Below are 22,991 nucleotides of genomic sequence, written 5' to 3'. Positions count from 1 at the left end.
TCGTCATCGGATCTCCCACCTATGACGGCTCTCTTCCACCCTCTTTTCTTCTTATCCAGCGGAGGAAAAAGTGTCCTTCTCGTGAAGGAAAAAGCACCTTCACATAGTGGGTTTCCTCTGTCTATGCACGTAGTCTTAAAGACTAGGTACGTAAATCCAAATGTCCACGTACGTAGATATTAGAGCCACGTACGTAGCCCAAACTTTTCTGCCACTCGTCCAAAACTTTTATCCCCACGCGGAGCAACAAACTAATATAGGTTCACGCACGGACCAATATAGGTCAGCCCGCCGACCAATACGGTTCGCACACCCTTACTACTAAGGCGCAGAAAAGCCCGCCGTAGGAAGGTTCTTCCGAGAGGCAACTTCTGCCCCACGAAAAGGAATAGCACGACAGGCTCCATACGTGGGGGAGAAGCCGTATCTTCGCAGTGTGAAACAGGTCGATACAAATCCATCCCGCCCTACCTTCCAGCCGCCCCTTATGATGGGGCTTTCTGAGCAAGGAGTCTCCCTCTCCCAGCCCCTTCCACCTCACACCCGTCGCTCCCTCTCGGAGCTTATGGGTTCTGCCCGTGCCTTCGTCGCTCCGCGCATCCGCCAGGCGGCACCGCTCGTGGCGCTCCTACGTGACGAAGAGGAGGCCGGCTACTTCTATTCGGACTTAGCCCAGCTCTTGGGCGAGGATGGTGTACTCTTCTTCCCCTCAGCCTATCGCCGTGCGATCCGCTATGGGCACCGCGATGAGTCGAGTGCCCTCCTGCGCTCCATGGTGCTCAGCGCCCTGATAAGCGCAGCAGCACCAGGCGGCACTCCCCTACCCATCCTCGTCACCTATCCCGAGGCCCTCATGGAGGGTATCCCTCAGGAGAGTGGCACGAAGGAAGAGCCCCTCATCATCCATCGGGGGGACGTCATTGAGCGTGACCACCTGCGTGACCAGCTCCTCGCCTGGGGCTTCGAGCGCGTGGACTACGTCTATGAGCCGGGGCAGTTCGCCCTGCGTGGGAGCATCGTCGATATCTATTCCTTTGCCTCCGAGCTCCCCTACCGTCTGGACTTCTTCGATGACGAAGTTGAGAGCGTACGCTGCTTCGAGGTCGATAGCCAGCTCTCCGTACGTCAGCTCACAGAGATCACGCTGAGTCCCGACCTATCTCAGGGCTCGGGCGACCTCACCTCACTCATCAGCCTGCTCCCTGCAGGCACTCAACTCCTCCTCTCGGGTGGCGGATCGCTGAGTACCCGACTTGAGATGACTTGGAACGAAGCCCCACTGCTGCAAGACGGCGAAGGCTTCGAAGACCTTGAGGCACTGCGACGCATGCTCATCGAGCCCAGCCAGCTCTTCGCCGAGATCCAGGCACTCTCGGGCTACGAGCTGACGGACGAAGCTACACCGAATGGCCTGCACTTCCACACCACACGCCAGCCTCTCTTCCATAAGGACTATGATGGTCTGGCCGCCCAGATCCGCTCTTGGCGTGCCGACGGCTATACCATATATATATGTGCAGCAAGCCGTGAGGGTCACGAGCGTGCCCGCGACATCCTCACCCCACGCCTCAGCGAAGCCGAGCTACCTACAGAGGTGACCCTCGGCCTGCACGAGGGCTTCGTCGACGAAGACCACCGCTGGGTACTCCTCACCGAGCACGAGCTCTTCGACCGCTACCACAAGTACACCCTACGTAGCGACAAGGCCAGCTCCGGGAAGGTCACACTCTCGCTGAAGGAGATCCAGAGCTTCAGCCGTGGCGACCTCATCGTCCACGCCGACCACGGTATCGGGCGCTTCGACGGCCTGGTGAGTATGCCTCAGGGTGACCACATGCAGGAGTTCGTCAAGCTCGTCTACCGCAACAATGACACCATCTATGTCAACCTGCATAGCCTGCACAAGCTCTCCCACTACCGCTCGGGCGAAGGGGGGAAAGAAGTCACGCTCAGTGCAGTCGGCTCGGGGGCATGGCAGCGTATCAAGGAGCGCACGAAGAAGCGCATCAAGGATATCGCCCGTGATCTGATACGCCTCTACGCCAAGCGTCGTGAGACGGAGGGCTTTGCCTTCAGCCCCGACACCTACCTCCAGCACGAGCTCGAGGCATCGTTCGCCTTTGAGGACACCCCCGACCAAGCCGCCGCCGTCACCGCTGTGAAGGCCGATATGGAGCGCCCCTATCCGATGGACCGCCTCCTCTGCGGGGATGTCGGCTTCGGTAAGACGGAGGTAGCCGTGCGTGCCGCCTTCAAGGCTGCCACCGACGGCAAGCAGGTCGCCGTCCTCGTCCCTACGACGGTCTTGGCATACCAGCACTACCGCACCTTCTCCAAGCGACTGAAGGACTTCCCCGTGCGTGTCGACTACATCTCCCGGGCTCGTACGCCGAAGGAGCTTCGTGCCATCCTCGCAGACCTCCGTGAGGGGAAGATCGACATCATCATCGGCACGCACCGCCTGACGAGCAAGGACGTAGCGTTCCACGACCTTGGTCTCCTGATCATCGACGAAGAGCAGAAGTTCGGCGTCGCCACGAAGGAGAAGCTCCGTCAGCTACAGGTCAATGTCGACACGCTCACGATGAGTGCCACGCCTATTCCCCGTACCCTGCAGTTCTCGCTGATGGGTGCACGTGACCTCTCGAACCTCAACACCCCGCCTGCCAACCGCCGTCCCGTAGAGACGCTCCTCACGCAGACCACCCCGCAGATCATCCGCGAGGCCGTGGGCTTCGAGATGAGTCGCAATGGGCAGGTGTACTTCGTCAATAGCCGCATCAGCAACATTGAGAACCTCGCCGCCCTCATCCAACGCGAGGTCCCCGACGCACGCATCGCCGTCGCCCACGGGCAGCTGGCACCGAAGGAGATGGAGCAGATCCTCATCGACTTCGGCAACCACGAGTACGACGTCCTCGTGGCGACGAAGATCATCGAGAATGGTATCGACGTGCCGAACGCCAATACCATCATGATCCACGACGCGCACCACTACGGCCTGAGCGAGCTTCACCAGCTCCGTGGCCGTGTAGGGCGTAGCGACCGCAAGGCCTTCTGCTACCTCCTCACTCCTCCGCTCGAGGGACTCAGCGAAGACTCCAAGCGCCGTCTGCGTGCTATCGAGAGCTTCAGCGATCTGGGCAGTGGCATACGCATTGCCCTACAGGACCTCGACCAGCGTGGTGCGGGCAATGTCCTCGGTGCCGAGCAGAGTGGCTTCATCACCGATATGGGCTACGAGACCTATCAGAAGGTCTTCTCCGAAGCTATCCGAGAGCTCAAGGCCGATGAGTTCGCACACGTCTATGCCGACGACGATAAGCAGAGTGACGGTAGCGAGCTTGCTGACCGCTTCGTCGTCGAGACGCAGGTAGAGAGTGACCTCGAGCTTGCCCTCCCCGACGAGTACGTACCCTCGGATAGCGAGCGTATCCTCCTCTATCGTGAGCTGGACAGCCTCAGCGAAGACAAGGAGCTTGAGGACTTCGCCTCCCGACTGCGCGACCGCTTCGGTGCCCTTCCCCCAGAGACCGAAGAACTCATCCTCATCCCTCGCCTACGCCGCCTCGGCCATCACCTCGGCATCGAGAAGGTCGTACTCAAGGGTGGCTCTATGAGTCTCCACCTCATCGCCGATACCTCCAGCCCGTACTACGCCTCGGAGACCTTCGGCCGCCTCCTCGAGTACGTGGCACGCAACAGCCGTCAGTGCGAGTTCGTCCAGCGCTCGGGGCGCCACATCATCCGCGTGCATCATATCCCCTCCGTCGCCGCAGCTATCACCGTGATGCAGCACATCCTCCAGCGCCGCATCGAGGGGACACGAGCCTAACCACACCCCACTACCATCACCTGACTATCTATGAGCTACATTCATCTCATCACCGGCGGCGAGCGCTCTGGCAAGAGCTCCTATGCCGAGAGCGAAGCGCTGCGCCTCAGCGGGCAGCCCGTCTATCTGGCGACGGCCCGCATCTGGGACGAAGAGTTCCGCCAGCGCATCCTGCGTCACCAGGAGCGTCGCGGCCCCGAGTGGACGAACATCGAGGAGGATATCCACCCCTCCAAGCACGACTTCACGGGGCGCGTCGTCCTCATCGACTGCATCACGCTGTGGGCGACGAACTACTTCTTCGACATGCAGCAGGACGTCGATCAGGCGCTCGAAGCTCTCAAGAAGGAGTTCGACACGCTCATCCAGCAGGACGCTACCTTCATCTTCGTCACCAATGAGCTGGGCATGGGCGGCATGTCCGAGTCCCGCACACAGCGCCTCTTCACCCAGCTGCAGGGCTGGATGAACCAGCATGTAGCCGCCCGCGCAGACCGCGTCACCCTGATGGTCAGCGGCCTTCCCCTCACCGTCAAGGGCTGACCTCACCCGAATTACTCCCTATCACAATGCAAGACTTCGATATCCGCCCCATCCCCGAGGAAGAGATCTACCGTGCCCAATGCTACATCGACCAGATCGCCAAGCCTCTGGGTGCTATGGGCAAGCTCGAGACACTCGCCGCACGCCTCGCGGCACTCCAAGACACCCTACAGCCCAGCCTCTCGCCACGTGAGCACTTCGTCTTCGCTGCCGACCACGGAATTGAGACCGAGGGCGTGAGCAAGAGCCCGCGCGAGGTCACCCATCAGGTCGTCTACAGCATGCTACGTGGTGGAGCGGGGATATGCTTCCTTTGCCGACAGCATGACTTCGCTCTGCACATCGTCGACGTCGGGGTAGATCACGAGTTCCCCCTCGAAGGGACAGCACTTATCCACCGCAAGATCCGCCGAGGTACCCGCTCCTTCCTCCACGAGTCTGCGATGACTGAGGAGGAGGTCGACCGCGCTATCTCTATCGGCGTCGTCTCGGTAGACGAGGCCGTTGACCGCGGATGTAAGCTTCTCTCCTTCGGCGAGATGGGCATCGCCAACACCTCTACCTCGGCACTCTGGATGTACTACCTCACCGACCTTCCTCTCGAGGAATGTGTAGGTCGTGGGAGCGGACTTGACTACGAAGGCGTACAGCACAAGCTCGCCATCCTCCGCCAGGCTGTGGACAACTATCGCGGTCCTGTGGATGCCGAAGCTATACTCCGCTACTTCGGTGGCTACGAGATGGTGGTCACCGTCGGGGCGATGCTCCGTGCAGCAGAGCGCCGCGTGGCCTTCCTCGTCGATGGCTTCATCATGACGGCCTGCCTACTTATGGCACGAGCATTATACCCAGCAGTCACTGATTATGCGTTCTATGGACATGCAGGGGATGAGGCGGGGCACGCTCGTCTCCTACGCTACCTCGGGGCCGATCCCATCCTGCGCTTAGGCATGCGTCTTGGCGAAGGGACGGGGGCTATCTGCGCCTTCCCTATACTCGATTCGGCAGCACGAATGCTCCGTGAGATGGCCTCCTTCACCACCTCTGGAGTCACCGACTACGTCAGCTCTCCCGAGTAGCTCCGAGCTCATTTGCACACGATTAAGTACCTTTGCCTCATATTCATCACAAGACTAAGTATAGACAGATGACCCTCTCCGACACTTGCCGCCGCGCACTCCTCTTGCTATCGACCGCACTCCTTATATATATAGGTGCCAGCGCCCAGGGCGGGCGACGCATCCGTGAGCACGAGGTCCAGCGCGAAGAGACGGTGTATAGCATCGCACGTCGCTACGGTGTCGCCATCGATAAGATCTACGAGCTCAACCCTTGGGCTCGCCAGCAGATCAAGGTCGGCGACAAGCTCCTCATCCCTTCTACTCCCGCTACACCTGCCACCACCTCCACACCAGTCGCTTCATCCTCTTCACAGAGCCCGAAGAAGCACCGCGTAGAGACGGGCGAGACGCTCTATGGTATCAGCCGTAGCTACGGCATTGATCTGGCAGACCTCCTGCGCGCTAACCCCGGGGTAACCTCCTCCACCGTCAAGGTCGGCATGGAGCTCGTCATCCCTGGTGCTAAGGGTGACAGCGCTACGACCACCACGCCTAAGAGCGACGAAGGCGAGAGCAGCCTACCCTCACAGGTAGCCGCTTCGCAGACGCGCATCCTTATGCTCCTACCGCTGAAGAAGGACAAGCACTTCGTTGAGTTCTACGAAGGCTTCCTCCTCGGTATGTATCAGCTCAAGAAGGCTGGGATCTCGATGCAGCTCACCACGCTGGATGTGCCCAACGATGAAGCGCTAAATGCCTACATTGATGCTGGAAAGCTCCGTGGTAAGGACCTCGTCATCGGTGGTGTCACCGAGGGGCAGATCCGCGCTATCTCCGCAGCTGCAGGATACAACTACTATATCATCCCCTTCAGCAAGGCCAGTCACCTCGAGACGGGTGAAGGCCGTGTCATCCTGACCAACGCCCACACCGCCACCATCATCGATCGCGTCGTCCCCGCCTTCCTGCAGAAGTACAAGGGTCGTGAAGTCATCTTCGCCTCACGCCCTGGCGACACGGAAGACGGCTTCGTCAGCCAGCTCCGCTCGGCACTCAGCCACGCAGGTCTGCCCTTCCGCTCCATACAGGTAGGTAGTGGTGCCGTCGGAGGTATCAGCTCGGACGCTGTCGTTGTGCCCGTCTCTCCCGACCGCAACCTCGCGATGGCAACTATGGCTGCTATCGGCACGCGTACGAGTGGCGTCACGCTCTTCGGCCACCCTCAGTGGCAGGCCTACGGCTCGCAGTTCCAGCAGAGCCTGCGTCGCTACAACACGACCATCTACTCGACGTTCTTCTTCGATCCTACGCTTGCCGAGTCGAAGGACTTCCTGAGTCAGTTCACTGGATGGTTCAGCCACAAGGTCAGCAACTCCTATCCGAAGTACAGCGTCCTCGGCTATGACCTGGCACGCTACTTCATCCGCGCCTACTCGATGTACGGCCGCAACTTCATCAACAGCATGTCGTCCATCCCTTCGGACGGCCTCCAGCTCGACTTCTACCTCCAGCGTAGCGACGAGGCGAACGTGTACACGAATACCCGCTTCTTCTTCGTCCACTACCCCAGCTCAGGTGCTATCACGCGTGAAGCTCATTAGTTCCCTCCGCCAGAGCCTCGTCTTGATATGCCTCCTGCTCGCAGTAGCAGGAGCACGCCTTAGTGCACAGACGACGAAGGAGCCCTTCGCCCAGTCGGTATCCGTCGGGGTACATGGTGGCATGACTGCCAGTCGCTTCACCTTCGTCCCCTCGGTACGTCAGCGCCTACATACGGGGCCCATCGCGGGTATCGCCGTGCGCTACGATGTCGAGCGCGGGGCATCACTGCAGGCAGAGCTGAACTACCGCCGTGGCGGCTGGCAGGAGCGCTATGATGCCCTCGCCACGAGCTACAGCCGCACGCTCGACTATCTCGAGCTTCCCCTACTCACGCACCTCTACTTCCGCTCGGGAGATATCCGCATCTTCATCAATGCGGGGCCGTTCTTCGGCTATCAGCTCGGAGAATCAGCTACCAGCTCAGGCGAGGCGAATATGTCCGCACTGGACTCCACCCGCCACGGTATGGCCGTGCGCGATCGCTTCTTCTGGGGGCTCGGTGGCGGGCCTGGGATAAGCATCCCCATCGGCAAGCGTCAGCGTGTCGAGCTCGAAGGGCGCTTCGTCTACGGGCTGGGCAACCTCTGGAGCTCTAAGCGTGGCTCGACCTATGTACAATCGTCGGAGATGTACTTCGGGGCGACGCTGAACTATTTCTTCCGCCTCTGACCTCACGTCTGCTCACGAGGGTGCAAGTATAAAATGACTATCTTTGCCCCACATCTCAGCGCGGCAAGAGCTCAGCGCAAGAGGAGATGGGCCCTCGTAGTTCAACGGATAGAACAAGAATTTCCTAAATTTTAGATAGCAGTTCGATTCTGCTCGGGGGTACACCCACTATCGCCACGCCCCACCATTCCACAGCGGATGGTGGGGCGTGGTGCTTATATACCTACCACACAATCGTGGGAGGAGGCAATTCTCTCCACATATTCCTTCGCAAAGCGACCAGTACTGGTCGGCGATCAGACCACTACTGGTCGCGACGTGAAGTAGTACTGGTCACTATTGCTGACCAGTACTGGTCTGCTCAGCGACCAGTACTGGTTCATTTTATCTCCTCTACAGCTTCGCACTAATTGCATAATAATAAGGCTGTTTGCTTCACCCTAAAAAACGCCCCTTTTATCCGAAGACCATACACTCTACTGGTTCGTGCAGTCAAGGCAATATCTCCCATCACCTCAGAGTGTAATCCGAAGCTAAAACCTTAATCCACTCCTCTTTACCGCAGATTCTCTTTGGTTAGATTATCACTACCTTTGTTTGCCAGTCGTGACACGGACGTCTAATCAATACCGCATCGGAATACACCAGCCCCCTACATCAATGACATAGCCCAGCTATTGTAATAGGAGAGCATTATTCATATAGGCTCCGTCACAAACAAGCATGACGCACTGGATACAAACCAATCAACAAGAAGGATATGGATAAGGCCCGCATCATCCAATACCAATCCAGCTTCGATGCTATCGCTCAGCGCATAGAGATCGAAGGGGAGCAAACGCATATCGAAGTATGGTATGCTCGTGAACTTCAAGAGCTATTAGGCTACGCTCGATGGGAGAACTTTGCAGTCGCTATCCAAAGAGCAATCACCTCATGCAAATCTAATGAGGTCAATGACCTTGACCATTTTCGTGAGGTCACGAAAATGGTCAAACTCGGAAGCGGAGCCCAAAGAGAGGTCTCCGACTTTATGCTCACTCGCTACGCATGCTACCTCATCGCACAGAATGGCGACCCCAAGAAAGAAGAGATAGCCTTTGCTCAAAGCTACTTTGCGCTACAGACAAGAAAAGCGGAGCTCATCGAAGAGCGCCTTAACCTCATCTCCCGCCTGGAGACACGAGATCGACTAAGAATCTCGGAGAAGCAACTGTCTCAGAACATTTACGAGCGTGGTGTCGACGAGAGAGGGTTTGGACGCATACGCTCGATGGGCGACAAGGCTCTATTCGGTGGCTTCACGACGGATGCTATGAAGAAAAAGTTGGGGGTTAAGGCCAATAGACCACTCGCAGACTTCCTTCCGACCCTCACCATAGCAGCAAAGAACCTCGCAACCGAAATGACCAACTATAATGTCGAGAGTAAAGATCTCCATGGCGAGCTACCTATAACGCAAGAGCATGTACAGAATAATGAGAGTGTGCGCAGCATGCTTGGCGAACGAGGAATAAAGCCCGAAGAGTTGCCACCCGCTGATGACATCAAAAAGCTGGAGCGTAGGGTTGCTCGCGAGGAGAAGGCACTTGGACAAGACGCGCAGAAGCTCCCTCAAGCGCAGGCCGTCGGCACCGAGAAGGAATAGTAATCCTACTTCCAACACTACCTGTATGCGGAGCGAACCTATATTGGTCAGCGGGCGAACCTATATTGGTCGAGATGCAGACCAATATAGGTCGCTGCGTGAAGCTATATAGGTTCGCCCACTGACCAATATAGGTTCACACCACCCTCCTGTAGGCCTCCGCTCCAATTCCCTCAAAATGAGCTCGTTTTATTCTACCTTGTAATCAGCATCTATATCTGGAGAAGAGGCAGATCACCTCACCTTAGGCGAGAGGCGAGAAGAGAAATTGCACGAAATTTCGCCGAACATTTGGTCAATTCAAAACTTCGTCGTACCTTTGCAGTGCAAAAGGGAAAGGCAAACCTCCCAGAGCAAATTTGAAATGCGGAAGTAGCTCAGTTGGTAGAGCATAACCTTGCCAAGGTTAGGGTCGCGGGTTCGAGTCCCGTCTTCCGCTCCAATAGGTTTCCATAGTTTTGATGTGTATTTGTTTGATGAGGCATTCTAAGATTCACTTAAGTGATCTTGGGATGTTTCTCTCTTTTATGCCTATTGCATTCGGAGATCAGCCCACTGAAAGGGCACTCCTCTGCGGCACATCATCTGCGCTGCACCTACTCACATCGACCATCGCCCCAGCCCGTCTCACCCCTCACTCCATACTATCTTGATCGTCTGCATCGCCGAGAAGCCCAGCGTGGCACGTGACATAGCGAACATCCTCGGAGCCACTGTCCGTAGGACCGACAAAGGTATCGGCCACTACGAAGGCAACGGGTATGCTGTGACCTGGACCTTCGGACACCTCTGCACGCTGAAAGAGCCCCACGACTATACGCCGGGGTGGAAGGCGTGGAGCCTGGCGTCCCTGCCTATGATCCCCGAGCGCTTCGGCATCAAGGCCATACCCATCGAGCACTATGAGCGGCAGCTCGCCGTCATCGGCGAGCTCGTAGCAGGCGCCGAGATGGTCATCAACTGCGGTGATGCAGGGCAAGAGGGGGAGCTCATCCAGCGCTGGGTACTCCAGAAGGTCGGCTGCAAGGTGCCCGTGCGCCGTCTATGGATCTCCTCCCTCACTGACGAAGCGATCCGCGAGGGCTTCGATAAGCTCCGCGACGGCTCCGACTACCAGTCTCTCTATGAGGCGGGCTTAGCGCGCGCTATCGGCGACTGGCTCCTTGGGATGAATGCCACCCGACTCTATACCCTCCGCTACGGTGGCAGCGACCGCAAGCAACCCCTCTCCATCGGACGCGTACAGACCCCCACCCTCGCCCTCATCGTCGAGCGCCAAGAGGCTATTGAGAACTTCAAGAGCGAGACCTACTGGGAGCTAAAGACCCGCTACCGCGAGGTCATCTTCAGCGCTGACAAGGGCAAGTACAGCGACAAGGCGAAGGCCGACGCTGCCCTACAAAGCATTACGGGCGAGCCCTTCACCATCACCAGTGTCAAGAAGAAGGACGGCAAGGAGTCCGCTCCGAGGCTCTTTGACCTGACGAGCCTGCAGGTAGCGTGCAACCGTAAGTTCGGTATGAGCGCCGAAGAGACGCTCGCCACCGTGCAGTCGCTCTATGAGAAGAAGGTGACGACCTATCCACGTGTCGACACCACTTACCTCAGCGAAGACCTATATCCTAAGATCGCAGGTATCCTGCGAGGCCTCGTCATCCCACCCTATCTCAATCTGGTGAGCCCGCTCCTCAGTGGCGCCCCCATCCGCAAGAGTAAGAAGGTCTTCGACAACAAGAAGGTCACCGACCACCACGCTATCATCCCCACAGGGCAGTCGCCCTCGGGGCTCTCCGAGACGGAGACGAAGGTCTTCGACCTCATCGCCCGCCACTTCATCGCAGCTTTCTACCCCGACTGCCTCGTCAGTACGACGAGCGTCGAGGGTACAGCAGGCAAGGTAAAGTTCAAGACCTCGGGGAAGGAAATCCTTGAGCCAGGGTGGCGTGTGGTCTTCGAGACCGAGACACCCACCGAGGCGAGCGAAGCCAAGGAAGGCGAAGAGGGCGGAGAAGCATCCGAAGCACTCCTACCGACCTTCACCGAAGGCGAGACGGGCGAGCACATCCCCGAGCTACGCGAGAAGCAGACCCAGCCCCCGAAGTACTACACCGAAGCGACGCTCCTGCGTGCTATGGAGACCGCGGGCAAGTTCGTCGAGCAGGAAGAGCTCCGTGAGGCGATGAAGGAGAATGGTATCGGACGCCCCTCGACACGAGCCAACATCATCGAGACGCTCTTCAAGCGCGGCTACATCGTCAAGGAGAAGCGCAACCAGATCCACGCCACCGAGACGGGCCGTCAGCTCATCAAGCTCATCAACTACGACCTCTTGAAAAGCGCTGCACTCACGGGTGAATGGGAGTACAAGCTCCGTCAGATCGAGCGTCGTGAGCTGGAGACGCAAGTCTTCATCGACGATCTCAAGGCGATGCTCTACCAGCTGGTGCAGTCTGTCCTTGCCCCACAGCCGGCACCAGCACCTCAGCCAGCTGCCCCCACCCTTCCCGTCGACACGGGCCTGCCCTGCCCCCAGTGTCAGCGGGGGACCCTTCTAAGAGGTCGTGCGGCCTTCGGCTGCTCCGCCTTCCGTGAGGGCTGCACCTTCCGCCTCTCCTATGAGGAGTGCCCCAGCACAGCTTCGCCCGAAGAGCTGAGCGCCCGGCTGGGCGATGCGCCTCTCCTCTTCTGATCCCGATGCTCTCCTCTGCAGAAGCACGATATAAATATGGAGCCGTAGACCAAGATCTGCGGCTCCATTCTCGTACCACGGCAGGGTGTAGAGCTACCAAGAAATAGGGATATTTGACGGATTGACAACCGGAGGGCATACCTACGGCGTTGTATCTATTAGCGAAAAGTAGCATCTGATGGCAATAGACAGATACGTATACACACCGACCAGCTGTGTGGAGAAGAAGGGATGCCGCTCCATAGGGCTCCCCCTCCTCTTTACCCTTTTCTTCCTCTCCTTCGCCTACCCCGCTCTCGCCCAAGAGCGACGAGGGACGCTTTCCAATGGGATGAGCTACATCCTCCGACACAATGCTCAGCCACGCAAGAAGATGGAGGCACGCCTCATTATGTGTGTGGGCTCCTGCGTTCAGCGTCCCGACGAAGCAGGCTACGCACACTTCATCGAGCATCTGGCGTTCGGCCGAACGAAGCACTTTGCCTCGGGCGGTATCAAGCGCTACGCAGAGCGTCTCGGCACACGCTACGGCGTCGGGCTGAACGCTATGACTGGTCACGACCGCACCGTCTACATGATCTCCCTCCCCACCGATGAGCCGCACGTCCTCGATAGCACGGCACTCATCCTCAGCGATTGGCTCACGGGGCTACAGCTCGACAGCCTCGAGGTGGAGCAGGAGCGCAGTATCATCAAGGAGGAGATACGCGCTTACGTACAGACCGACCCCTTCTATGCGCTGAAGGTCGGCACGGGCATCCACAGCCGTAGCCTCCCCGTAGGCACAGCACAAGACATCGACCGTGCGACGGCGAGCGGCCTACGTGCCTTCTACCATCGCTGGTATCGTCCATCCCTTGCGACCATCGTCCTCGTCGGGGACTTTGACCTCGATGCAGCGGAGGAGAGTCTACGCGCGACCTTCACCACCGCCCCCACCACCCCAACCCGCACCTATATCGAGCCAGAGCTGCACTACCCGCGTGGCCTACATCTTGAGAGCCATAGCGATACCCTCATCCGCACAGCGACCCTCGACCTCATCTTCCCCCACAAGACCCTCCCCACACGGACGCTCTCCGAGCTCTTTACGGAGAAGGTCCACCGCATGGCACTCGCTGCATGGAGTCACCGACTCGACAAGCTCCGTGGCGCTAAGCTAGCTGACAGCTGGTATCTTGGCCGTACGAGTCACCTCTCCCTTACCCTCGAAGGCAGTCGCACGGCCGAGATCCTCCACGACCTTCGCGAGGCTATCTCAGCACTGAGCGTACTGCGACGAGGCACGATATCGGAGCGCGAACTCACCCTCCTCAAGGAGCGTGCGAAGTCCGCCCTATACGTCGTCACAGGCGATACGCCCTCGGCTGGCTGGTGCGACTACTACACTGATGAGATCCTCCACGGCGACCACTTCCTCACCGACGAAGCGGAGAAGAAGGAGCTTGAGCGCCGTATTGACGGCCTACGCGCCAGCGATCTCCGCCCCGCCTTTGACCGCCTCTACCGCTACCTCACTGGGCCAAGCAAGCTGGCGAGCTTCACACACAATGCGCAGCTCCCCGAGACAGCGCGCCCACAGCGTGCCGCCATCGAGCGTGCTATCCAGCGCGGACTCTCCGCCCAGCGCACCCGTCTCAGCTTCACTCCGCCTTCGGATGAGGCTACCGAAGAGAAGAAGAGCGCCATCCCACAGCTCCTCACTCCCCCACAGAAGCTCCCCACGGCACAGCTCCGTTCGTCGAAGCTACACCCCGACCTCGGCGTGCAGGAAGCCTACCTCCCCAATGGCATCCGCATCATCCTGCGCCCCCTCCCCGAAGCGGACTCTGTCGTGAAGATCGCCATCAACCACCCCTCGGGCCTGCGTGACATCCCGCTTGACGAGCAGCCCCGCGTGGCTTCGCTCGCGGCCTACATGGAGCTGGGTGGTGTCGCTACCCTACCCCGTGAGCAGCTCGATAGCTTCCTCTTCGACCACGGCGTAGCACTCACCCTCACCGAAGCCATGGACTGGGGGGCACTCCTCGGCACCGCTCCCACGGGCAAGACGTACAGCCTCCTGCGCCTAATGAAGGAGAAGATGCTGCGCCCCGAGGCTGCGACGGCTGACTTCGAGGAGTCACGCGAATCACTTATCTCCGCCCTTGGGCGCCCCAGCCGTCTGGAGCAAATGCTTGCCCGTGACCCTGAGCTCAAGCTACAGCGCCGTCTGGATAGCATCCTCGGCACCTACATCCCCCAGCGCGAACCTGAGACCGAAGCCGAAGCACGTGCCCTCAGCCTTCCCTACATGATCGACTTCCATACCGACCTGTGGACGCGCACCGAGGGGATGACGATCGTAGTCGTCGGGCGCTTCGACAGCGAAGCTCTCCTCAAGGAAATCTCGGGCGTCTTCGCTGACCTTCCCCAGCGCCCCGCGAAGCCCACCCTCCCATCTCAGGGCCAGCTCACGGCAGAGAACTATACCCTCGAGGATATCGATGCTGGCGACGAGACGGCACTGCACAACGTCTACTACGGCACCTACGAGCCTACCCTACGTGGTAGTCTACGCCTCAAGCTTATGCGTGAGCTCCTGCGCAGTCGTCTCATCGATCGCCTGCGCTCCGAGGCGGGCATCATCTATTCGCCCTATCTCTATATGGAGTACCACCCGAAGCCCGAGCCCTTCGTATGGTTCCGCCTCGAGACACTTGTGAAAAGTAGCAATGCGCCCCTGGCTTGCAAGCTCATCGAGGAGCTGGTCGAAGACCTCCAGACGAAGCTCGCCAGCCCCAGCGAAATAGCCGACATCGCCCGCACCTTCCTCATCAATAAGCGCGAGGCCCTCACTGAGAGCGATCTGGCTCCTTGGCAAGATATGCTCCTTGGCCTCGTGCGTAGCGGGGAGCGCCTCGAGGACTTCGCTCAGTACGAGCAGATCCTTCGCTCCATCACACCCGAGGAGCTCCGCACCGCCTTCCGCACGATCCTCAGCCCTCAGCGCCACCTCATCTATTCGATTGTACCCAAGCAATGAAACTCCTCCGTACCCTCACCCTGCTCCTCACGGGGCTTCTCTTCTCCCTCTCCGTATCAGCGCAGAAGACCACCGAACCCGTCGCCTACCGTCTCGTAGACTCCGTCGGGCGCCCCGTCACCTTCGACAAGCTCATCACACGCGCCGCTGGTGCCGATGTCGTCTTCTTCGGGGAGCTGCACAACAATCCCATCAGCCACTGGATGCAGCTCCGTGTCCTCGAGGCCCTGCAGCAGCGTAAGGGGAAGAACCTCACCCTCGGGCTTGAGATGCTCGAGGCAGATATCCAGCTGATCCTCGACGAATACCTCGCCAAGACCATCAGCCCCAAGAGCTACGGCGACGAGGCTCGCCTATGGCCGAACTATGAGACGGACTACGACCCCGTCGTCTACTTCGCCAAGGACCATGGTCTTAGAGTCATCGCGACGAACGTACCCCGTCGCTATGCCGACCTGGTGAATCGCAAGGGCCTTCCCGCCCTCGACTCGCTTAGTGCCGAGGCCAAGCGCTATCTGCCCCCTCTGCCCATCGCCTTCCAGTCCACAGAGGAGAGTGCGGGGATGTTCGCCGCTATGGGCGCTCTCGTCCACGGGGATAAGAAGCAGGAGAAGCGCCACCTCGAAGAGGCTCAAGCCATCAAGGATGCCACCATGGGCTACCGCATCAGCCAGCACCTCCGCCCTCAGCATACCTTCCTCCACCTCAACGGCTCCTACCACTCCCTACAGAATGGTGGCATCATCCCCTACCTACGTCGCTACGCTCCCAAGACGCGCATCGTGACGATCACGACCGTCCTGCAGGAGGATGTCCAGGCCCTAGAAGAAGCCTACCGCGGTATGGCAGACTTCATCCTCATCGTCCCCGAGGACATGACCCGCACGCACTAAGCTCCCCCATCACCCTACGGAATGAGCAAGCTCAACTTCATCGCCATTGACTTCGAGACGGCTACGCAGAAGCGCAGCTCCATCTGCGAGGTGGGTATCTGCGTCGTCCGTGATAGCGAGATCGTCGAGACGCGCTCGTGGCTCGTACAGCCCGAGGACAATGCCTATGCCTATTGGAATATCCAAGTACACGGCATACGCCCCGAAGATACCGCCACAGCACCTGCCTTCCCCGACGTGTGGGAGGAGATTGCCCGTGAGTATCTGGAGGAGTTCGACACGTTCGTCGCCCACAACGCTCCCTTCGACCGCAGCTGTCTGGAGCGTACGGCCGAGCTCTACGAGATCGAGCTTGGTGAGCTGAAGTGGGACTGCTCGCTGAAACGTGCACGGCAGATCTATAACTTCGAGAGCAATTCGCTCGCATCCCTCTGCGACCAGCTCCAGATCACTCACGGCACACACCACCGCGCTGGCGATGACGCCGAGATGTGTGCACGCCTCTACCTGAGGGAGTGGGCTGATGCCCCAACGAAGGGCAGACGGAGGTAAGCATATCAGTACCGCCAGCCATATAAGGCAAGAAATCATATAGGCAGGGGGACGAACTTATATTGGTTCGTCCCCCTGCCTATATCCATATCCACCCAAAGCATTAAAGAGGGGTGAGCGAACCTATATGGAGACTGTTACCGAGAGTCCTGCCCCCTACTTATTGTGCTAAGGCATCGCACGCCCAGCTCCCCGATATGCCTCGCAGAAGCGACCGAGCAAGCCCTTCGCTTTATCGCGAGTATTCCTCTTATCCAGCGGAGGGAAAAGTGTCATTCTCGTGAAGAAAAAAGCACCTTCCCGTAGTGGTTTTTCCGCATCTATGCACGTAGTCTTAAAGACCAGGCACGTAAATCCAAATATCCACGTACGTAGATATTAGAGCCACGTGCGTAGTCCAAACTTATCTGCCACTCGTCCACAACTTTTATCCATACGCGGAGCAACAGTCTCATATTGGTCAGCGGGTGAAGCTATATAGGTCGGCGTCGTGACCTATATAGATCCGTGAGTGAACCTATATAGGTTCGCCCAGCGACCAATATAGGTTCATACGACCCACCTGTATAAGGTAGCGAGGAGTGCCGTATCTTTGCAGGACAAAAGATCTATTACTCACGACAGCAATTCAATGAAAGCCCTCCCTCGAGGTACCGTCCACGGTCTCCTCTTCCTCGTCGTCCTGACCCTCCTTGTCCATGCCCTTTCGCTCGTGCCCTTCCTCCACGACCTGCGCCTCAGCCCGATGGTGCTCGGCGTCATCGTGGGGATGATCTTGGCCAACACCATTCGCTCCCAGTTTCCCGAGAGCTGGGATGGCGGGATGAAGATCGCCAGCAAGCAAATCCTGCGTGCGGGGATCGTGCTCTATGGCTTCCGCTTGAGCTTCGACACGCTCCTCGCCGTAGGTGGTGGCGCCATCCTCATCGACGTGATCATCGTCGCTGGGACACTCATCCTCGGGAACTACCTCGGGCGAGCGCTGGGCTTGGACAAAGACGAACGCTTACTCATCTCCTCGGGCTCGGCTATCTGTGGAGCAGCGGCTGTACTCGCCACAGAGCCCGTCGTAGGAGCGAAGCCACACAAGACGGTCGTCGCCGTAGCGACGGTAGTCCTCTTCGGTACGCTGTCGATGTTTGGCTACCCGCTCCTTTACCGTGCAGGGCTCTTAGATGCCCTTTCCCCACAAGCTGTTGGGGTCTACACGGGCTCTACCATACACGAGGTCGCACACGTCGTCGGGGCAGGGGCTGCGATGACACCCGACACCCACAGCTCCAGCGTAGACATCGCAGGCATCGCGACGATGACGAAGATGCTCCGTGTCCTCATGCTCGCACCCGTCCTGATGATCCTCGGCTACATCATGCGCCGAGGAAGTGCTGACAACGCTACCTCGGGGAAGATACAAGTACCTTGGTTCGCCTTCTACTTCCTCATCGCTATCGGGATCAATACGCTGCTGGGTATGGGAGCTGAGCATATCGGCCAAGTCGCAGCATATCACCAGCTGACGCATATCATCGAGGTCATCGACGGCTTCATGCTGGCGATGGCGATGACGGCGATTGGCTTGGATGCGACCTTTGCCAAGTTCCGCCAGTCAGGTGCTAAGGCCTTCCTCCTCGCCCTCGGGCTGTATGTCTGGCTCGTCGGCGGTGGCTATATCCTCGCTCGCCTGCTGGCATAGCCACGGGAGCGATAGGGACAAACATAAAACACGCAGCGCCCCGTGCCAATACGGCACGGGGCGCTGCGTGTTTGTATCTATCGGAGTCGGAAGGCTTAGCCCCAGAACTCGGCGCCACGGACCGTGCGACCACGGTGCATGACGAAGCGCAGCTGGAGGTCTTCGTCGAGGAAGAGGATATCTGCGTCGTGGTCTGCCTCGAGAGCACCCTTCGTATCCTGAATACCCATAATGCGGGCAGGCGTGTAGGAGCACATGTAGATAGCATCGATGAGCGGGATATTAGCCTTCTGCACGGCGGTGCGGATGAGGAGGTCCATCGTAGCGATACTACCAGCGAGAGCCGAGCGGTCGCTGAGCTTGCAGACGCCGTCCTCGACGATAGCATGCCCCGTGGGATCCTTGAAGTTCACCGTACCCGTGTAGAGGAGCGCATCGGTGGTGAGAGCCATACGTTCGCGGCCCTTCACAGCGTAAGCCAGGTGGACCATCACGGGAGGCACGTGGATACCATCGCAGATGACCTCGATATCGAAGTCAGGCATATCGAGGATGGTCTCTACGGCACCGGGTTCCTTGTAGACACCGACCTTATGTGCGACCTTCATCGCATTGTAGAAGTGCGTACCGAGCGTGTAGCCATGTTCCCAAGCTGCGCGGACGTGCTTGTCGTTGGCCTCGGTATGTGCCAGTGCGACGACGACACCACGATCACGGATGTAGCTACCGAAGTCCAGTGCACCCTCGATCTCGGGAGCAGCGTCCCAGCGCTTGATGACACCGTCACCACGCTCCATGATCTTCGTGTATTCCTCGGGACGAGCGGGGCGGATCAGCTCGGGGAGCTGAGCACCAGCCATCTTCACAGAGAAGTAAGGACCTTCGAGGTGGAGACCTTCGACAGTGGACTCATCGTCCTTCATCAGGATCTCCGTGCACTCGATCCCCTTCATGATCGTCTCATAGCTCGAGGTGGAGAGTGTGGGGAAGATCGTCGTCGTACCCTGCTGGAGGTGGTAGTCTGATGCTGTGCGGAAGGCCTCTACCGTCCCGTCCATATAGTCTGCTCCGGCAGCGCCGTGCACGTGCATCTCGATCCCACCAGGGATGATGTACGAGCCTCGAGCATCCAGCTGACGTGCGCCCTCGATAGGGAGGTCGGTATTAAGAATCGCTTTGATCTTCTTGCCTTCGACGAGGACACTGCCACCATCGATCCAGCCTGTGGGCGTGTAAATGCGCCCGCCTACGATCTGTATATACATTATCTATTGGATGTATTTGTTTGAAATATGCTCATCAATTGTTCGCCCACCAGATGCACTGGCAAGCCCATTACCGTGTAGAAAGAGCCCTCGATACGGCGGATGGCACGGTAGCCGATCCACTCCTGTATACCGTAGGCACCAGCCTTATCCAGGGGCTGGTAGCGTGTGACGTAGTAGTCAATCTCCTCGTCCGTCAGGGGGAGGAACTCCACCGTCGCCGTGTCGGAGAATGCCACCGAGTGCTCGGCCGTCATCAGTACGACACCCGTAGTGACGGTATGCTTCTGCCCGCTTAGCTCGCGAAGCATCGCCTTCGCCTCCGCAGCATCACGGGGCTTACCGAGGACTTTATCCCCGATGAAGACCAGCGTGTCAGCCGTGATGAGGAGCGTGCGCTCACCGAGAAGTGGGCGATAAGCCTCCGCCTTCACGCGGGCGATATAGAGGGGGATCTCATCGAGAGGCAGGTCAGTAGGGTAAGACTCATCGACACCCTCCAGACGGATCTGCTCAAAGGGAAGATCCAGCCCACGCAGGAGCTCCACACGGCGCGGAGACTGTGAGCCTAAGATGATCTGGTAGTCGTCGAGGTGCTTCCACATAGTATTCGGTCTCCTTACCAGCCAAAGCCTGCTGAGAGCGACCACTGGCCATTGGCACGCAGGGTCTGCTCGATGACGTCACGCACCACACCATAGCCCCCATCACAGAGGGAGATGTAGGTAGCTATGGACTTGACTTCGGGTGCGGCATCCGCAGGAGCGCAGGGCAGAGCCACGAGCTTCATAATGGGGATGTCGGGGATATCATCGCCGATATAGGCGATCTGGTCGGGTGTAATCCCCGCTTCTTGGCAGAGGATATCGAGCTGAGCAGCCTTGTCCGAGACCCGCATATAGACGTGCTTAGCACCGAGCTGGTGGAAGCGCTGCGTCATCGCTTCGCTCGCACCACCGGAGATGACTGCCAGCGTATAGCCCTGCTTGACAGCGTACTGCATCGCATAGCCGTCCTTGACATTGACCGTACGCATGGGCATACCATCGGGGCCAATAGGGCTCACCGTAGCACTCACTACCCCGTCCATATCCAGGACGAAGGCGCGGATCTTCGACAGATCAAAGGGGATACTACTCATTTCCTAAAAGAATTTATAATACAAAGGTACAACCATTTACCCATATCTGTGCCTACTACCACTATAAAAGTGAGCACATCGGCCCATAGAGCAGGTCTATAAAAGAGCGAAGCCGCCACAGCAGAGATGCTGTAGCGGCTTCGTCTTAGTCGTGATCGGGTCGGGTGAAGTTACTCGACCTTACCCTTGATACGCAGGGTGAAGGCCCCATCGCGGCCGTTGCTATAGACGGCGACATTCTTGAAGAAGGGACCGGGACGGCCTGCGGGGTTGAAGGAGACAGTGATCTTGCCTTCGCGACCTGGAGCGATAGGCTCCTGGCTGTACTCAGGCGTCGTGCAAGCGCAAGGCGTAGCGACACGCGTGATCACCAGGGGAGCGTCCCCGACATTCTTGATGACGAAGGTATGTGAGACCTTACCATTAGCTTCCTTGATGATGCCGAAGTCAAACTCTGGCGCAGCGGAAGAAATGACGGCACCCTTACCGCTCTGTGCGACGACGAAGCCGATGCAGAGAAGGAGTGCTGAGAATATAAGAGCAAATCTTTTCATAATGTCTTGAATCGTTTAATATGATCCCTCTGAGAAGAGGCTATTTGTCGCAAAGATAGTTAAAACTATTTAAAAGACCATTTTACTCGAAGGAGAGCGTGAAGAGAAGCGCACGTGTCGCCATCCCACGAACGGCCTCAGTGAAGCGTATCCGTGGGTCGCCCTGCAGATCGGGGCGGTGCGTTTGGTGAAGGTTCGCCAAGCCGTAGTGGAAGGTCAGCTGAGGCGAGAGCTTGAAGAAGGAGAAGTAGAGGTCGCACCCAGCGCTGATACTCAGCCCGTAGTCTATGGGGAGGAGGTGCAGGAGTTCGCTCGAGCGCGTCCCGAGCTGCAGGGCAGCATAACCACCAGCAGCGACGAAGGGGCGGTAATTGCCCCAGCGCACGGCTGCCCACTTCAGCTCCAGGGGTAGCTGCAGGCTACTCGTGCGCAGAGAGAGACGCTCTACCTCTTGGCTCCCATCAGTGTAGGCCACGGGCACATCCCCGAGATGAAGCGTCGGGAGCAGGCGTAGCTCCAGCTGAGGCACGAGCGTCATGCCCCCGATGACGCCGATACTGAAGCCTGGGTGCCACACGGGGCTATCGGCCCAGAGTTGTCCGCCCAGACTATTGACCGCCCCGCTATTGGTGATCCGCACATCGGGCAAGTGAAGCCCGAGGCGGAAGCCAATGTAATAGCGGCGTAGGTCGAGATAGGGCTGACGCTCGACGGCTCCCTCTTGCGCCCACAGCGAGGCGGGGCAAAGGACGGAGAGCAGGAGCGCGAAGGCAAGTGTAAGGCTGCGAAGGGACATATATATTATATGGTATCGTCCCACCGCACAAGAGGGCGGGAGGCTTACTGACGCACGTAGCGGCGCAGATGCTGCAGAGCGTAACGCATACGCCCGAGGGCCGTATTGATGCTGACGCCTGTCTCTTCGGCGATCTCCTTGAAGCTCTTCTCTTCCCAGTAGCGAAGGCGCACGACCTCCTGCTGCTCGGCAGAGAGTTGGCTCAGGCCGTAGCCCAGCTCATCGACATATTCGCCGTGGATCAGGCGCTCCTCTGCGATAGCGTCGGGTGCGGGGATCTGGATCGTCTGCAGGAGATCTTCGGTCGAAGTCCCCTCGATCGTCTGCTCTTGACCACGCGTGCGCTGACGGCGGAAGTGGTCCATAATCAGGTTGTGCGCGATGCGTCCGATCCAGCTGCGGAACTTCCCCTCAGCCGTGTAGCGGCCTTGGCGAATGGTCATCATAACCTTGATGAAGGTATCCTGGAAGATATCTTCCACGAGATCTTCGTCAGTGACCCAATAGCGGATCGTCGTATGGACATAGGCATCGTAGCGAAGGAGAAGCGTGTCAAAGGCTTCGTTAGTCCCAGCGGAATAAAGGTGCACCAGCTGATCATCGCTCATGCTTTCATATCGTCTCATTGTCGTCTCAGTTTAGGGCTGGATCCACAGGGCGCGCCCACAAGACGTCGGGGCAGACTCTGGCTACGGACCAGCGATAGACTTAATTACTTTCAGATATGTAAAGCTTGCTCAATAGGCGACTATTTATTGCTACGTAATGAATGAAATTTGTGCGTGGAGATGAGCGTTTTTTGCCACATCTCTCGACTACAAATTAAGAGATATGTTTTGAATTCACCAAATCTCCCGCCTTAGACAATACGAATAGACCATAAAGTCGGTTACATCGAAGCCCCCTATTTCGTACCTCCCACGCCCCTCTCCTACGAAGGCAAATTACCCTCCTCGGAAGAGGGAAAAAATCAACCAGTACTGGTCATCGATCGGAGGAGTACTGGTCACGACGCGAAGTAGTAC

Annotated in this window: 17 protein-coding genes and 2 tRNA genes; 13 read left to right on the top strand and 6 right to left on the bottom strand. The window is 58.3% G+C overall.

Going from position 1 to position 22,991, the window contains the following annotated elements:
• The first annotated feature begins 490 nt into the window (after nt 1-490).
• The 13 genes from mfd (at nt 491) to KO088_RS06945 (ending at nt 18,210) form a co-directional block, all read left to right on the top strand.
• Nucleotides 491-3,835, top strand: a complete 3,345-nt coding sequence (gene mfd, locus KO088_RS07005; protein ID WP_421957760.1) for a transcription-repair coupling factor — start codon at nt 491-493, stop codon at nt 3,833-3,835.
• A 30-nt stretch (nt 3,836-3,865) separates the two neighbouring features.
• Entirely contained in the window at nt 3,866-4,378 is a 513-nt protein-coding gene (locus KO088_RS07000; RefSeq protein ID WP_215494140.1) for a bifunctional adenosylcobinamide kinase/adenosylcobinamide-phosphate guanylyltransferase, read from the top strand.
• Nucleotides 4,379-4,404: 26 nt separating this feature from the next.
• Nucleotides 4,405-5,457, top strand: coding sequence for a nicotinate-nucleotide--dimethylbenzimidazole phosphoribosyltransferase (cobT, locus tag KO088_RS06995; protein WP_215494139.1), 1,053 nt, complete (start codon nt 4,405-4,407; stop codon nt 5,455-5,457).
• Nucleotides 5,458-5,525: 68 nt separating this feature from the next.
• A complete protein-coding gene (locus tag KO088_RS06990) occupies nt 5,526-7,040 on the top strand; it encodes a LysM peptidoglycan-binding domain-containing protein (protein ID WP_215494138.1) in 1,515 nt (504 codons plus the stop codon).
• A complete protein-coding gene (locus KO088_RS06985; protein ID WP_251419863.1) occupies nt 7,027-7,710 on the top strand; it encodes a porin family protein in 684 nt (227 codons plus the stop codon). Before KO088_RS06990 ends, KO088_RS06985 begins: the two co-directional genes overlap by 14 nt.
• 90 nt (nt 7,711-7,800) lie before the next feature.
• Nucleotides 7,801-7,872: transfer RNA gene (locus KO088_RS06980), tRNA-Arg, on the top strand.
• Nucleotides 7,873-8,470: 598 nt separating this feature from the next.
• The gene (dinD, locus tag KO088_RS06975) at nt 8,471-9,358 is read left to right on the top strand and encodes a DNA damage-inducible protein D (RefSeq protein ID WP_215494137.1); all 888 of its coding nucleotides are present in this window, start codon (nt 8,471-8,473) and stop codon (nt 9,356-9,358) included.
• Between the two features lie 366 nt (nt 9,359-9,724).
• Nucleotides 9,725-9,800, top strand: a tRNA-Gly gene (locus KO088_RS06970).
• A gap of 207 nt (nt 9,801-10,007) precedes the next feature.
• Nucleotides 10,008-12,047, top strand: a complete 2,040-nt coding sequence (locus KO088_RS06965) for a DNA topoisomerase 3 (protein ID WP_215494136.1) — start codon at nt 10,008-10,010, stop codon at nt 12,045-12,047.
• 178 nt (nt 12,048-12,225) lie between these two features.
• On the top strand, nt 12,226-15,072 hold the full coding sequence (locus KO088_RS06960; RefSeq protein ID WP_215494135.1) for a M16 family metallopeptidase: 2,847 nt from the start codon (nt 12,226-12,228) through the stop codon (nt 15,070-15,072).
• The gene (locus tag KO088_RS06955) at nt 15,069-15,965 is read left to right on the top strand and encodes a ChaN family lipoprotein (RefSeq protein ID WP_215494134.1); all 897 of its coding nucleotides are present in this window, start codon (nt 15,069-15,071) and stop codon (nt 15,963-15,965) included. Before KO088_RS06960 ends, KO088_RS06955 begins: the two co-directional genes overlap by 4 nt.
• 21 nt (nt 15,966-15,986) lie before the next feature.
• Nucleotides 15,987-16,517 (top strand): exonuclease domain-containing protein, encoded by a 531-nt coding sequence (locus KO088_RS06950; protein ID WP_215494133.1) that lies wholly within the window; start codon nt 15,987-15,989, stop codon nt 16,515-16,517.
• A gap of 631 nt (nt 16,518-17,148) precedes the next feature.
• Entirely contained in the window at nt 17,149-18,210 is a 1,062-nt protein-coding gene (locus KO088_RS06945) for a YeiH family protein (protein ID WP_215494132.1), read from the top strand.
• 95 nt (nt 18,211-18,305) lie between these two features.
• Here KO088_RS06945 and nagA read toward each other — a convergent pair whose 3' ends face one another.
• The 6 genes from nagA to KO088_RS06915 all read right to left on the bottom strand — a co-directional run bounded on the left by nagA (nt 18,306) and on the right by KO088_RS06915 (nt 22,592).
• Nucleotides 18,306-19,475 carry an N-acetylglucosamine-6-phosphate deacetylase gene (nagA, locus tag KO088_RS06940; protein WP_215494131.1) on the bottom strand — a complete coding sequence of 390 codons (1,170 nt, stop codon included), beginning with the start codon at nt 19,473-19,475 and terminating at the stop codon, nt 18,306-18,308.
• Nucleotides 19,475-20,080 carry a Maf family nucleotide pyrophosphatase gene (locus KO088_RS06935; RefSeq protein ID WP_215494130.1) on the bottom strand — a complete coding sequence of 202 codons (606 nt, stop codon included), beginning with the start codon at nt 20,078-20,080 and terminating at the stop codon, nt 19,475-19,477. The genes nagA and KO088_RS06935 overlap by 1 nt, the downstream gene beginning before the upstream one ends.
• Nucleotides 20,081-20,094: 14 nt before the next feature.
• Nucleotides 20,095-20,616, bottom strand: a complete 522-nt coding sequence (locus tag KO088_RS06930) for a KdsC family phosphatase (protein ID WP_009432122.1) — start codon at nt 20,614-20,616, stop codon at nt 20,095-20,097.
• A gap of 170 nt (nt 20,617-20,786) precedes the next feature.
• A complete protein-coding gene (locus KO088_RS06925; protein ID WP_215494129.1) occupies nt 20,787-21,170 on the bottom strand; it encodes a DUF1573 domain-containing protein in 384 nt (127 codons plus the stop codon).
• 82 nt (nt 21,171-21,252) lie between these two features.
• Nucleotides 21,253-21,966: a type IX secretion/gliding motility protein PorT/SprT gene (porT, locus tag KO088_RS06920; RefSeq protein WP_215494128.1), complete on the bottom strand. Its 714-nt coding sequence runs from the start codon at nt 21,964-21,966 to the stop codon at nt 21,253-21,255.
• Nucleotides 21,967-22,010: 44 nt separating this feature from the next.
• Nucleotides 22,011-22,592 carry an RNA polymerase sigma factor gene (locus KO088_RS06915; protein WP_060934885.1) on the bottom strand — a complete coding sequence of 194 codons (582 nt, stop codon included), beginning with the start codon at nt 22,590-22,592 and terminating at the stop codon, nt 22,011-22,013.
• Between the last annotated feature and the right edge of the window lie 399 nt (nt 22,593-22,991).

Origin of the sequence: Porphyromonas bobii (genome assembly GCF_943169685.1) — a bacterium.
Taxonomy (GTDB): domain Bacteria; phylum Bacteroidota; class Bacteroidia; order Bacteroidales; family Porphyromonadaceae; genus Porphyromonas; species Porphyromonas pasteri.
This window is presented reverse-complemented; position numbering and strand designations above follow the sequence as displayed.

What these genes read in the sequence shown, in the direction of transcription:
- cobT (WP_215494139.1), top strand. Translation starts at nt 4,405, where the DNA reads ATGCAAGACTTCGATATCCGCCCCATCCCCGAGGAAGAGATCTACCGT.
- KO088_RS06990 (WP_215494138.1), top strand. Translation starts at nt 5,526, where the DNA reads ATGACCCTCTCCGACACTTGCCGCCGCGCACTCCTCTTGCTATCGACC.
- KO088_RS06935 (WP_215494130.1), bottom strand. Translation starts at nt 20,080, where the DNA reads ATGTGGAAGCACCTCGACGACTACCAGATCATCTTAGGCTCACAGTCT.
- porT (WP_215494128.1), bottom strand. Translation starts at nt 21,966, where the DNA reads ATGTCCCTTCGCAGCCTTACACTTGCCTTCGCGCTCCTGCTCTCCGTC.
- KO088_RS06930 (WP_009432122.1), bottom strand. Translation starts at nt 20,616, where the DNA reads ATGAGTAGTATCCCCTTTGATCTGTCGAAGATCCGCGCCTTCGTCCTG.
- KO088_RS06915 (WP_060934885.1), bottom strand. Translation starts at nt 22,592, where the DNA reads ATGAGACGATATGAAAGCATGAGCGATGATCAGCTGGTGCACCTTTAT.
- KO088_RS06925 (WP_215494129.1), bottom strand. Translation starts at nt 21,170, where the DNA reads ATGAAAAGATTTGCTCTTATATTCTCAGCACTCCTTCTCTGCATCGGC.
- KO088_RS06945 (WP_215494132.1), top strand. Translation starts at nt 17,149, where the DNA reads ATGAAAGCCCTCCCTCGAGGTACCGTCCACGGTCTCCTCTTCCTCGTC.
- dinD (WP_215494137.1), top strand. Translation starts at nt 8,471, where the DNA reads ATGGATAAGGCCCGCATCATCCAATACCAATCCAGCTTCGATGCTATC.
- KO088_RS06955 (WP_215494134.1), top strand. Translation starts at nt 15,069, where the DNA reads ATGAAACTCCTCCGTACCCTCACCCTGCTCCTCACGGGGCTTCTCTTC.
- KO088_RS06960 (WP_215494135.1), top strand. Translation starts at nt 12,226, where the DNA reads ATGGCAATAGACAGATACGTATACACACCGACCAGCTGTGTGGAGAAG.
- nagA (WP_215494131.1), bottom strand. Translation starts at nt 19,475, where the DNA reads ATGTATATACAGATCGTAGGCGGGCGCATTTACACGCCCACAGGCTGG.
- KO088_RS06950 (WP_215494133.1), top strand. Translation starts at nt 15,987, where the DNA reads ATGAGCAAGCTCAACTTCATCGCCATTGACTTCGAGACGGCTACGCAG.
- mfd (WP_421957760.1), top strand. Translation starts at nt 491, where the DNA reads ATGGGGCTTTCTGAGCAAGGAGTCTCCCTCTCCCAGCCCCTTCCACCT.
- KO088_RS07000 (WP_215494140.1), top strand. Translation starts at nt 3,866, where the DNA reads ATGAGCTACATTCATCTCATCACCGGCGGCGAGCGCTCTGGCAAGAGC.